We start from the raw sequence: 11,854 nt of genomic DNA on the forward strand, positions 1-11,854 counted from the left end.
TCGGCTCGGCTGTCGGAGGTCGGGGCAGGGGTGCCGGACTACTGCCGGTCCGCCCGGTCGCGGTACATCCGTCGCGCGGCCTTCGACCGGATCTTCAGATGTCGCTCGGCCTCGCTGCGGGCGAAGGGATCGTCCCGGCGGAGCTGGAAGTCCAGCTCCCGCCGGAGCTTGTGGTAGTTGGCGACCCGGCGGGCGTCGAGCTCGCCGGCGTCCACCGCGGCCACGACTGCGCAGCCCGGTTCCTGCTCGTGGTGGCAGTCGGCGAAGCGGCACCGGGCGGCGAGGGCCTCGACGTCGGGGAACGTGGAGGAGACTCCCTCCCCGCCGGCCAGCGCGAGGCTGCGCAGACCGGGAGTGTCGATCAGCACACCTCCGGTGGGTACTGCGAGCAGCTGTCGGACGCTGGTGGTGTGGCGCCCGCGCCGGTCACCGGCACGGACGTCGCCCACGGCGAGCCGGTCGGTCCCCAGCAACGTGTTGGCCAGCGACGACTTGCCGGCACCCGACGGGCCCAGGAGCACCGCAGTGCGGCACGGACGCAGTGCGTCCGCAACCCGGTCCACCCCCGCACCGGTCACCGCGCTCGTGGCGATGACGTCCACGCCGACGAGGCGCGCACGCAGCTGCTCGACCAGTCCCGGTTCGGCAAGGTCCGACTTGGTGAGCAGCACGACGGGCTGGGCGCCGCTGTCCCAGGCGACCACGGTCTCGCGCTCGACGCGCGCAGCCGACAGCCTGTCCGCCGGTGCCGTGATGAACACGATGTCGATGTTCGCGGCCAGGACCTGGGTGAGGCCCTCCGCGTCGCGGCGGGTCAGCTGCGACCAGCGGGGCGCGACGGCTCCGACGAGCAGGTCATCCCTGCGGCGGCGGACGACCACCCAGTCGCCGACCGCCACTGCGAGGGTGGAGCGGGCCGCATGCTCGCCATCGGCGAGCGCCACCGCACAGCCGCCACGCTCCACGCGCACCACACGGCCGGGGAGCGCTTCGGCAGGGGGTTCGGCAACGACGTCGGACGGACGAGCCCCGGGAAGCCCGGCCTCGGCGAGGCGGGCCTCGACCCGGGCGTCCCAGCCCAGCGCGGCGAGCGGAAGGACCGTGTGATCAGGAGAGGCGTTCTGAGCTGTCAAGGGAACATCTCCTCGTGACGGAGGTGCCCTCCCTCGACCGAGGCGGCTACACGAGCGGAGGGCATGACGAACGGGACCACGAAACGGGCACGGGGCACCCACCGATGACAGTCACGTTCGTCCTCCTTCCACGCTCGGATCCGATCCGCGAACTCGTCCTCAACGATACGCCTCGACCGTCAGCCCGGGCTTCCGCCCGTCCGGTGAGGTCACGTGATCGCGCGTACTGCCAGAGGTGTTGGTAGACACGAGGTCGTGACCGTCATCGGCATCCACGCCTCCCACGAGCAGGTCCACCCGACAGCCCTTCTGCGGGCCGTCCGACGCGCGCAGGACGCCGGTTTCACGGCGGCGATGTGCTCCGACCACTTCTCCCCCTGGAGCGAGCGACAGGGCCAGTCGGCCTTCGCGTGGTCATGGCTGGGCGCTGCTCTCGCCACCACCGACCTGCCGTTCGGCGTCGTCAACGCCCCGGGTCAGCGGTACCACCCGGCGATCGTCGCGCAGGCCGCCGCGACCCTCTCCGCGATGTTCCCGCAACGCTTCTGGGTCGCGCTGGGTTCGGGTGAGGCCTCCAACGAGCACATCACCGGCGACGGATGGCCACGCAAGGACGTGCGCAACGAACGCCTCCTGGAGTGCGTGGACGTCATGCGCGACCTCTTCGCAGGCGAGGAGGTGAGCCACGACGGTCTGGTGACCGTGGACCGTGCTCGCCTGTGGACCCGGCCCGACACCCCGCCTGCGCTGATCGGTCCCGCCATCAGCGAGGGGACGGCGCGCATGGCCGCGGGCTGGGCCGACGGCCTGGTCACCGTCAACGCCCCGCACGACCACCTGCGCCGCATGATCGACGCCTACCGCGAGGCGGACGGCCGTGGCCGGCTGTCCCTGCAGGTGCACCTGTCATGGGCCCCGACGCTCGCCGAGGCCGAGGCGATCGCCCACGACCAGTGGCGCAGCAACGTCTTCCCGCCACCGGTGTGCTGGGACCTGGAGACCGCCGCCCACTTCGACATCGCCTCCGGGCACGTCACATCGGAGCAGGTGCACACCTCGGTGCTGGTCTCGGACGACCTCGGGCAGCACGCCGGATGGATCGCCGAGTTCGTCGACCTCGGGTTCGACGACGTCTACCTGCACCACGTCGGCACGGAGCTGGACGGCTTCGTCGACGCCTTCGGCAAGGACGTGCTGCCGCAGCTGGGAGTGGAGCCCATGCCCCCCGTCGTGCCGGCCCCCGGACGGCGACGCGCCGCGGACGCACTGCGGCCGGAGGTGTCGGTATGAGGATCACCGACACCAGCGACACGTGGTGGAAGAACGCCGTCGTCTACTGCCTGGACGCCGAGACGTTCATGGACTGGAACGACGACGGCGTCGGCGACTTCGCCGGGCTGGCGCAGCGGCTCGACCACCTTCAGGAGCTGGGGGTGACCTGTCTCTGGTTGATGCCCTTCTACCCGACGGCCGAGAAGGACGACGGGTACGACATCACCGACTTCTACGGCGTCGACCCGCGACTCGGGCACCACGGTGACGTCGTCGAGGCGATCCGCACCGCACGCGACCGTGGCATGCGCGTGATCGTCGACCTCGTCGTCAACCACACCTCCGACCGCCACCCGTGGTTCCGAGCGGCCCGTTCGAGCAAGGACTCGCCGTACCGCGACTACTACGTGTGGCGCTCCGACCCGCCGCCGGACACCTCGGCGGAGGTGGTCTTCCCCGACCAGGAGGACAGCATCTGGGAACTGGACGAGAAGACCGGCGAGTACTACCTCCACAGGTTCTACAAGCACCAGCCCGACCTGAACGTCTCGAACCCGGCGGTGCGCGACGAGATCGCGAAGGTGATGGGTTTCTGGCTGGAGCTGGGCCTGTCCGGGTTCCGGGTCGACGCCGTCCCCTTCCTGCTGGAGACCGCGGGCATCCCGCAGGACGAGGCCGCCCGGCTGCCCGATCCGCACGCGTACCTTCGCGATCTGCGGTCCTTCCTCGGCCGGCGCTGCGGTGACGGCATCCTCCTCGGCGAGGTGAACCTTCCGCACGAGGGCCAGGCCGAGTTCTTCGGTGGTCTGGCGGGCGACGAGCTCACGATGCAGTTCGACTTCATCGCCATGCAGAAGCTCTACCTCTCGCTGGCCCGGGCGGACGCCGCGCCGCTCGCGGAGGCCCTCGCCTCCCGCCCGCCGATCTCCCCGGACTGCCAATGGGCCACGTTCGTGCGCAACCACGACGAGCTCACCCTCGACAAGCTCTCGGACGACGAGCGGGCCGAGGTGTTCGCCGCCTTCGGTCCCGAGGAGAGCATGCAGGTGTACGGGCGGGGCCTGCGCCGCCGCCTGCCTCCCATGGTGGACGGCGACCCGCGCCGCCTGCGCATGATCTACAGCCTGCTCTTCTCGCTGCCCGGCACGCCGGTGCTCTTCTACGGCGAGGAGATCGGCATGGGCGAGAACCTCGCGCTCGACGGCCGCTCCGCCGTCCGGACGCCGATGCAGTGGACCTCGGGGCGCAACGGCGGCTTCTCGCGGGGTGCGCCCTCACGCCTGACGGCACCCGTGGTCGAGGGCGCCTTCTCGCCCGAGCACGTCAACGTGGCCGACCAGCGCGCCGATCCCGGTTCGATGCTCGCCTTCATGACCCGTCTCGTGCAGCGCTACCGCGAGTGCCCCGAACTGGGCCGCGCCGAGTTCGCGGTGCTCGACCAGCCGCACCGGTCGGTGCTCGCGCACCGGTGCACCTGGGGTGACGGCACGCTCGTGGCGCTGCACAACCTCGGACCGGACGCCTGCACGGTGCCGCTGACCCTGGACGGGTGCGACGACGAGCACCGGCTCGTCGACCTGCTGCAGGTCGGCTCGACACCGCTGGACGGGAAGGGGACGGCGTCGGTGGCGCTCGACGGCTACGGGTATCGCTGGCTGCGCGTCGTCGGCCCGGCGAGCCGCCGCCTGGTGTGACGCCCGGCCGGGCCTCAAGAACACGGAGCGACCGCCCGACAACATGACATGAGCGGGCTGTCCTGGCGCGAGGCCGACGGGGTGCGTTACCTCCACGTCGCATGGGCCGCGCTGCCCGAGGCCGACATGCTCACCACGCTGGAGGACCTCGCCGCACGGATCGCCGAGGAACCCGCAGGACTCGCCACGGTCACGGACGCACGGGGCATGGCCGTGTCCACCCGGTTCCTGACCCGGGCGAAGACGCTCAACCGAGACGTGTTCGGCCCCCGCCGCGGCACGTTCCTCGTCTACGGGCTGTCCGGGATCGTCCAGGTCATGGCCCGCGGCTTCAGCAACGTCGGCGGCGGCAGCAGGGTCGTCCCCTGCCGCGACGAGGACCACGCCGTCGCTCTGCTGCACGCCCTCCGACGCTGACGGGTCGCGAGCGCCACCGGTCGCACGCGCCGGTCGGGCAGGGCACTCGTGTCGACGCCGACCGGAACGGCTGAGACGGTGGGGACGTGAGTGACGTGCTGCCGTTCTCCCAGCAGGGGCCGGCGCCGCGGCGGCCAGGGCTGATCGTGGCCGGGGTGCTCGGCCTGCTTCTGCTGCTGGTCGCCGTAGCCGCTGCAGCCAACTGGATGCTGCCGATCCCGGCGGAGGTTGCGCCGCGCACGACCGTGGGAGGCATCGACGTCGGCGGCATGACCCGGCCCGAGGTACGCGAGGTGATCAGCGGACCGCTCGCGGAGAAGGCGGCAGCGACGATCACCCTCACCGCGGGCGACGGGCAGATCGACGTGGACCCCGGCGAGGCCGGGTTCGCGCTCGACGCCCGGGCGACCGAGCGGGCGCTCCTCGCCACCGCCCCGGACACGCTTCTCGGTCGCTGGCGGCAGGGCCGCGAGGACACCCGGCGCGACCTCGACCCGGTCGTCACGGTCGACGAGGAGAAGGCGACGGCGTACCTCACGGAGCGGCTCGCGCCGCTCGACCGGGAGGCGAAGGACGCCACTGTCACGGCCCCGGTGCCCCGGCCCGTGATGACCACCCAGGGCACCGCGTCGTGGTCACCCCGGCCCGCGGACGTCGAGGTCGGCGAGGCGCGGACGGGCCAGGAGGTCGACCCGGCCCGGGCACTCACCGCCGTCCGCGCGGCGGTGAACGGCCTGCGCACCCGGGCCGAGGTCGAGGTACGGGTCACACAGCCGACACTGAGCACCGACGAAGCCCGCGAGGTCGACCAGCTCATCGGCACCTTCACCACGGCGCACCCCTGCTGCCAGCCCCGGGTGACGAACATCCACCGGATGGCAGAGATCGTCGACGGCACGGTCCTCATGCCGGGTGACGAGTTCTCCCTCAACCGGACCGCCGGCCGGCGGACCGCCGAGCGCGGCTTCGTGCCCGCCCCGGCGATCGTCGAGGGCGAGTCCGAGGACCAGGTCGGCGGTGGCGTCTCGCAGTTCTCCACCACGCTCTACAACGCCACCTGGTTCGCCGGTATCGACCTCGTCACCCACGCGCCGCACAGCCAGTACTTCTCCCGCTACCCGCCGGGTCGCGAGGCGACGCTGGACTACGACTCGATCGACCAGAAGTTCCGGAACGACACCGACGCGCCGATCCTCGTCCGCACCGCCACCACCGGCACGACCGTGACCGTCGCGCTCTACGGCCACACCGGCGACCGCACGGTCGTCTCGACCACCGGCCCGCGCATGCCGACGGCCGACGGCGGGTTCTCGATCGTCGTCACCCGCGTCGTCCGCGACGGGGGCGAGCAGGTCAGCACCAAGGAGGCGCGCGCCGTCTACAAGGGCAGGAGCTAGCTGTCCGGCACCGGCGAGGCCCGTCAGGCGGGGAGGGCGAGGACGACGCGGTTGCGTCCGCCGTTCTTGGCGACGTACAGCGCCCGGTCCGCGACGTCCACCGCCGTCCACAGCGAGTCGGGCAGCGGGTCGTCGGCGCCCGGGAACGTCTCGTGGACACCGATGCTCACCGTCACAGGCGCGAGCTCGGCGGCCACCTGTTCACGCAGCCGCTCGGCGATCTGCACCGCCTCGCCCGGGGTCACTGCGCACAGCACGAAGAACTCCTCGCCGCCCAGCCGGACGGTGACGTCGTCCTCGTGCCGCATGTTCGCCGCGATGAGGTCGGCCAGCCGGCGCAGGATGTCGTCCCCCGCCGCATGCCCCTGGGTGTCGTTGACCCGCTTGAAGTGGTCGACGTCGATCACGAGCACCGCCAACGGCGCGCGCTCCCGGGCCCGGGTGGACCAGCTGCGGGCACCCTGCTGCTCGAGGCCGCGCCGGTTGGCCAGCCCCGTGAGCGGGTCGGTGACCTCACCGCGCTTGGCCCGCTGGACGGCGGCCACCGCCATGTCCCGGAGCAGCCGGACGACGGCCGAGACGGCGATCAGGTCGAACGCACCCGTCGACACCTCCTGCGGCCAGTGCGGGCCACCCCCGCCGAGCATCCCGGACAACGCGATCATCGCCGAGCCGAAGAGCGCCTGGACGACGACGTCGCGGCGGCGCCCGCAGAAGACGCCACCCATCAGCGCGACGCTGACGAGGCTGAGCGCCGTGACCGACACCTGTCCCCGCCCGATGCCCACCACGACGGAGACCATCCCGAACACATGACTGACCAGGATCATCAGCAGGAACTCGGTGTCCCCTGCGCGTGGCCCGCGCCTCGTCCACGCGATCAAGCACAGCAGGTACGTCACGATCGCCGCCTGCACGGCCCAGAACGAACCGGTGGCAGGGCGGGCCGCCGCGGCCCCACCGGCCGTAGAGACCAGCCCGAGGAGCGCCGCCGCGGCCATCACACGCGCGCGTAGCCGCCTCATCTCGACCGGGTCGGTGAAGTCGGTGTGCCAGATCCGCGCCAGACGGCGGCTCTGTGCCGTCACCGCGACGCGAAGGTCCTTCACGGTGAGTCCTTCGACAGCGCGGCGGAGCGGCTTGACCCCGGGGAGCCCGGCAGGTGGGCGCGCCCGGGCCGGGGATGTGGCCCGCCCTCTGTCGGAGGACGGGCCGGCGTCAGGCCCTCCGGGTTCGGGACCAGTCCCTCCAGCGTCGGGTGAGCTGCTGGACGTCGTCGCGGACGAAGGTGAAGTAGTCGCGGGTCTCCTCCACCCGCGCCCGGCCGGGTGACCCCTCCGGCAGCAGGTCGACGGCTTCCTGGACCTGTTCGACGATCCGGTCGAGCAGGGGCGCGCGCGAGGCCTGGATGGTCCCCCAGATATCGCCGTCCCTGACACGGAACAGGTCTCCGCGGCCGGCCGGGTTGCGCTCCCGGACGACGAGGTGGGTGTCCGTGAGGTACCGGACGGCGCCCGAGATCGCCGCCGGCGACACGTCGAGGCCGCGGGCCAGTTCTGCCGCGGTGTAGGTCTCCTGGTCGTCTGCCAGGACGAAGGCGAAGACCCGCGCCGGCATCCGGGGGATGCCGACGGCTTCCAGCGTCTGGCCGAGTCGTTCCACGGCCCGGTCGAGATCGGTCACGAGCCGTACTTTACTGTATTCACAAATTTGTGAAGGTCGTGAGATGCTGACGCGATGTCCGCGATCGAGCTGCACGACGTCGTCAAGTCCTTCGGGTCCGTCCGCGCCTTGGACGGCCTCACCCTGAGCGTCGACCGGGGCGAGGTGCACGGCTTCCTGGGCCCCAACGGCGCCGGGAAGTCGACCACGATGCGGGTCCTGCTCGGGCTGCTCAAGCCGGACGTCGGCACGGCCCGCCTCCTCGATGGCGACCCGTGGGGGCAGGCGCCGGAGCTGCACCGCCGGATCGCCTACGTCCCCGGGGACGTCACGCTGTGGCCGAACCTCACCGGCGGCGAGGTCGTCGACATGCTCGGGCGGATGCGCGGCGGCCTCGACGAGCGGCGGCGCACGTCGATGCTCGAGCGGTTCGAGCTGGACCCCACGAAGAAGGCCCGGACCTACTCCAAGGGCAACCGGCAGAAGGTGGCCCTGGTCGCGGCGCTGGCGAGCCGGGCCGAGCTGTACCTGTTCGACGAGCCGACCTCAGGGCTGGACCCGTTGATGGAGGCCGAGTTCCAGCGCTCGGTCACCGAGCTCAAGCGCGAGGGCGTCACCGTGCTGCTCAGCTCGCACATCCTCGCCGAGGCGGAGGCGCTCTCGGACCGGATCAGCATCATCCGCGCCGGCCGGGTCGCCCAGACCGGCACCCTGGACGAGCTGAGGCACCTCACCCGGACCACCGTCACGGTGCAGACCACCCGCCCCGCCGACGGTGTCGGTGACCTGCCCGGCGTCCACGACGTGCGGTCCCACGACGGTCGGGCGACCTTCGACGTCGACTCCGACCGGCTCGACGCCGTGCTCGCGCACCTGGCAGGGCTCGGCGTGCAGTCGCTCACCGCCCACCCACCCACGCTCGAGGAGCTGTTCCTGCGCCACTACGGGGAGCAGGTGACGGCGTGACCCGGCCGGCAACCGGCACCGTGACCGGCTCGTTCGCGGGCACCCGGCACCTCCTGCGGCTGATCCTGCGTCGCGACAGGGTCCGGCTGCCGCTGTGGCTGCTCGGCCTCGGCGGCATGATCACGAGCTCCGCCCTCGCCGTCCCGACCGTGTACGACACGCCGGCGAAGGTCGCCGGCTACGCGAGCGCGGTCGGCACCAGCCCGGTCAGCTATCTCATGTCCGGACGCCAGGCAGGGATCGACACCCTCGGCGGGATCGTCGCCAACGAGGTCTCCCAGGTCGCGCAGCTCGGCATCTGCCTGATGGTCATGTTCCTCGTCGTCCGGCACACCCGTGCAGAGGAGGAGAGCGGCCGCGCCGAGCTGCTCCGGTCCACCGTCGTCGGCCGGCACGCGGCCACCCTCGCCGGCCTCGTCCACGGCGTCACCGCCGCCCTGCTCGTCGGGCTGCTCACGACGGCCGCCATGCTCTCGGTCGGCCTGGACACCCTCGGCTCCGCGACGTACGGCCTCGGGCTGGCCCTGCTCGGGCTGTGCTACGCCGCCGTCACCCTCGTGGCCGCCCAGCTGTCGGCGTCCGCCCGGGGTGCGCTCGGCCTGACCGGCGCAGCGATCGCCGCCGGCTACCTCGTGCGCGGCGTCGGCGCGGTGCAGGACAACGCCCTCGTCTGGGCCTCCCCGTTCGGCTGGGCCCAGCGGATGGACGCCTTCGGCGCCGAGAGGGCCTGGCCGGTCCTGCCGCTCCTCGCCCTCACCGCCGCCCTGCTGGGGCTCGCGGCCCTCCTCACCGCGCACCGTGACTTCGCCGGCGGCCTGCTGCAGCCGCGACCCGGCCGCGCCCGCGCCTCCCGTGCGCTCGGAACCCCTGTCGGGCTGGCGTTCCGGCAGCAGCGCGGACTCGTCGTCGGCTGGGCGGCCGGGCTTGCCGCCCTGGGTCTGGTCTACGGTGCCGTGCTGCCCACGATCCCGGACCTCGTGGAGTCCAACCCCGACATCGCGTCCGTGATCGGTGCGACCGGGGACGTCGAGCAGGCACTGGTCGACGCCTTCCTGCGCTACGTCTTCGTCTTCATGGCCGTGGTCTCGACCGGGTTCGCCGTCGCCTCCGTCCTGCGGCTGCGCGCCGAGGAGGAGTCCGGCCGGGCCGAGCTTCTGCTCTCCACCGGGCTGAGCCGCACCAGATGGGTGAGCGCCACGGTGAGCGTCACCGCGTTCGGTGTCCTGGCGATCGCGACGTCGACGGGCCTCGGGCTGGGCGTCGGTTACGCCCTCGGCAGCGGCCGCTGGGACCGGGTCGCGAGCCAGGTCGCCGGGCAGCTGAGCTACACCCCGGCGGTGCTGCTCGTCGGGGCGGTCGCGTTCGCCCTCGCCGGGATGCTCCCCCGCTGGTCGGCTGCGGCATGGGCGGTCATCGCGTTCGTGTTCTTCCAGGTCCTGCTCGGCGGCACCGTGCGGCTGCCCGACTGGGTCGACGCCGCCTCCCCGTTCTGGCACCTGTCCCAGGTGCCGGTCGACGCGTTCGCCCCTGCACCGCTGCTCGTTGAGGTGGCCGTGGCTGCCACTCTGGTGCTGCTCGGCACCTGGGGCTTCCGGCGTCGCGCCGTCGTCCCCGGCTGAGGAGACTGGCTCACCATGGCTCTGCTCCTCGTCGCCCTGCTCATCGCCGGCGTCGTCGTCCTCACCCCTGTCGCGGACCGCATCTCGGTCCCGCAGCCCATCCTCCTGCTGCTCTACGGGCTCGTCCTGGCCCTTGTGCCCGCCCTGCCCGAGCTGTCGGTGGACGCCGACCTCGTGCTGCCCGTCGTCCTGCCGCCGCTGCTGTTCGCGGCCACCCAGCGGACGACGGTCGGCCAGTTCCGCGAGCAGGCCCGCGCCGTCCTCCTGCTCGCCGTCGGGCTCACGCTGGCGACGGCCGGCGTCGCCGCCGTCGTCGCCCACCTGGCCGGGCTGCCGTGGCAGGCGGCCGCCGTCCTCGGCGCGATCGTGTCACCGCCGGACCCGGTCGCGGCGACCGCGGTCGCCCGCCGGCTGCGGCTCCCCGAAGGCATGGTGACCGTCCTCGAGGGCGAGGGGATGTTCAACGACGCCACCGCCCTCGTGCTCTACAAGGTCACCGTCGCCGTCGCCGTGACCGGCGAGCTGACCGCGGGCGGCGTCGCCGCCGAGCTGCTGCTGGCACTCGTCGTCGGGCTCGCCGCCGGGCTGCTCGTCGGCTGGCTCACCAAGGTGGCGCTCGCGGCCCTCCACGACGCCGCCCCCGAGACGACGGTGACGCTCGCTGCGCCGTTCGTGGCCTATCTGGGAGCCGAGCACCTGCGCGGCTCGGGGGTTCTCGCCGTCCTCGCCCTCGGGCTGTACCTGCGGTCCTACGGGCACGCCGCCCTCACCGCCCGCGGCTGGCTGCTCGGCCGCTCGGTCTGGGACTACGCGGACTTCGCGGTCACCGGCCTCGTCTTCGTGCTCGTCGGGTTCGAGCTGACGACCGTCATCGAGCACTCGAGCACCGACGCCTCGACGGTCTGGCTCGCCGTCGCGGTCGTCAGCTCCGTCGTGCTCTTCCGGCCGCTCTGGGTCTTCCCGTCCGTCGCCCTCGCACGCCGCACCGCCCGGCGCCGGGACCGCACGCTGCCCTACGGCTGGCGCGAGACCGCCGTCGTCTCGTGGGCCGGTATGCGCGGCATCGTCACCGTCGCCACGGCGCTCGCCCTGCCGACGGCAGCGGACGACGGCAGTCCGCTCGAGTGGCGCGAGAGCGTCGTCCTCGTCGGGCTCGCCTGCGTGCTCGTCACCCTCGTCGCCCAGGGACTCACCCTGACCGGGCTCGTGCGGCGGCTCGGTGTCGGCGTCGAGGCCGACGAGCGTGCCGAGGTCGCGCGGCTGCGCCGGGCAGCCCTGACCGCCGCCCTCGACCGGCTGCGCGACCACGCCGGCGAGCCCGCCGACGCGGCCTGCCGCGCCGCGATCCTCCAGTACGAGGGCCGCCTCGAGGCCCAGGACGTCCTCGACGGGCTGCGGTCCGGCTCGTCCGGCGACGACACGGACGGCGGACCGGACGTCGACGAGCGCCTCACCCGGACGCTCGCCACCGCGACCGCCGCCGAGCGCGACGTCGTCCTCACCGCACGCGCCCGAGGCGAGGTGAGCCCGGGCGCCGCAGACGAGGTCCTCCACGAGATCGAGGTCCGCGCCGCCCGGACGGGCGGCTGACAGCACGCTCGCTCCTCGGGCGTCATCGGATCGTCATGCGGCCACGTGGTTGGAAGACGCCGGGTTCCGGGCACGGTCGTGGGGACGCCCCGTCACGGGGCGTC

General features: G+C 72.7%; 10 protein-coding genes. 7 read left to right on the forward strand and 3 right to left on the reverse strand.

Annotated elements, in window-relative coordinates; translation table 11 throughout:
• Positions 1-38: 38 nt before the first annotated feature.
• Positions 39-944: a ribosome small subunit-dependent GTPase A gene (gene rsgA, locus ECOMGDLI_RS23030; protein WP_198955111.1), complete on the reverse strand. Its 906-nt coding sequence runs from the start codon at positions 942-944 to the stop codon at positions 39-41.
• 444 nt (positions 945-1,388) lie between these two features.
• On the opposite strand from rsgA, the gene ECOMGDLI_RS23035 reads away from it, so the two are divergent.
• From ECOMGDLI_RS23035 to ECOMGDLI_RS23050, 4 genes are all read left to right on the forward strand, one after another.
• Positions 1,389-2,423, forward strand: a complete 1,035-nt coding sequence (locus ECOMGDLI_RS23035; protein WP_088319190.1) for a TIGR03885 family FMN-dependent LLM class oxidoreductase — start codon at positions 1,389-1,391, stop codon at positions 2,421-2,423.
• Positions 2,420-4,099, forward strand: coding sequence for an alpha-amylase family protein (locus tag ECOMGDLI_RS23040; protein WP_088319191.1), 1,680 nt, complete (start codon positions 2,420-2,422; stop codon positions 4,097-4,099). Before ECOMGDLI_RS23035 ends, ECOMGDLI_RS23040 begins: the two co-directional genes overlap by 4 nt.
• Before the next feature lie 48 nt (positions 4,100-4,147).
• Positions 4,148-4,516, forward strand: a complete 369-nt coding sequence (locus ECOMGDLI_RS23045) for a hypothetical protein (protein ID WP_088319192.1) — start codon at positions 4,148-4,150, stop codon at positions 4,514-4,516.
• A gap of 86 nt (positions 4,517-4,602) precedes the next feature.
• The gene (locus ECOMGDLI_RS23050; RefSeq protein WP_143447869.1) at positions 4,603-5,913 is read left to right on the forward strand and encodes a VanW family protein; all 1,311 of its coding nucleotides are present in this window, start codon (positions 4,603-4,605) and stop codon (positions 5,911-5,913) included.
• A 23-nt stretch (positions 5,914-5,936) separates the two neighbouring features.
• Here ECOMGDLI_RS23050 and ECOMGDLI_RS23055 read toward each other — a convergent pair whose 3' ends face one another.
• Positions 5,937-7,022 (reverse strand): diguanylate cyclase, encoded by a 1,086-nt coding sequence (locus ECOMGDLI_RS23055; protein ID WP_088319194.1) that lies wholly within the window; start codon positions 7,020-7,022, stop codon positions 5,937-5,939.
• A 109-nt stretch (positions 7,023-7,131) separates the two neighbouring features.
• Entirely contained in the window at positions 7,132-7,596 is a 465-nt protein-coding gene (locus tag ECOMGDLI_RS23060; RefSeq protein WP_143447870.1) for a GbsR/MarR family transcriptional regulator, read from the reverse strand.
• A 54-nt stretch (positions 7,597-7,650) separates the two neighbouring features.
• On the opposite strand from ECOMGDLI_RS23060, the gene ECOMGDLI_RS23065 reads away from it, so the two are divergent.
• Genes ECOMGDLI_RS23065 through ECOMGDLI_RS23075 form a run of 3 tightly spaced genes read left to right on the forward strand, consistent with a single transcriptional unit; the run spans position 7,651 to position 11,750 of the window.
• Entirely contained in the window at positions 7,651-8,541 is an 891-nt protein-coding gene (locus ECOMGDLI_RS23065; protein ID WP_088319196.1) for an ABC transporter ATP-binding protein, read from the forward strand.
• Positions 8,538-10,160 carry an ABC transporter permease gene (locus tag ECOMGDLI_RS23070; RefSeq protein WP_088319197.1) on the forward strand — a complete coding sequence of 541 codons (1,623 nt, stop codon included), beginning with the start codon at positions 8,538-8,540 and terminating at the stop codon, positions 10,158-10,160. The genes ECOMGDLI_RS23065 and ECOMGDLI_RS23070 overlap by 4 nt, the downstream gene beginning before the upstream one ends.
• 15 nt (positions 10,161-10,175) lie before the next feature.
• The gene (locus ECOMGDLI_RS23075; RefSeq protein WP_088319198.1) at positions 10,176-11,750 is read left to right on the forward strand and encodes a Na+/H+ antiporter; all 1,575 of its coding nucleotides are present in this window, start codon (positions 10,176-10,178) and stop codon (positions 11,748-11,750) included.
• The last annotated feature ends 104 nt before the right edge of the window (positions 11,751-11,854 follow it).

Source organism: Kineosporia sp. R_H_3 (assembly GCF_002198675.1).
Taxonomy (GTDB): domain Bacteria; phylum Actinomycetota; class Actinomycetes; order Actinomycetales; family Kineosporiaceae; genus R-H-3.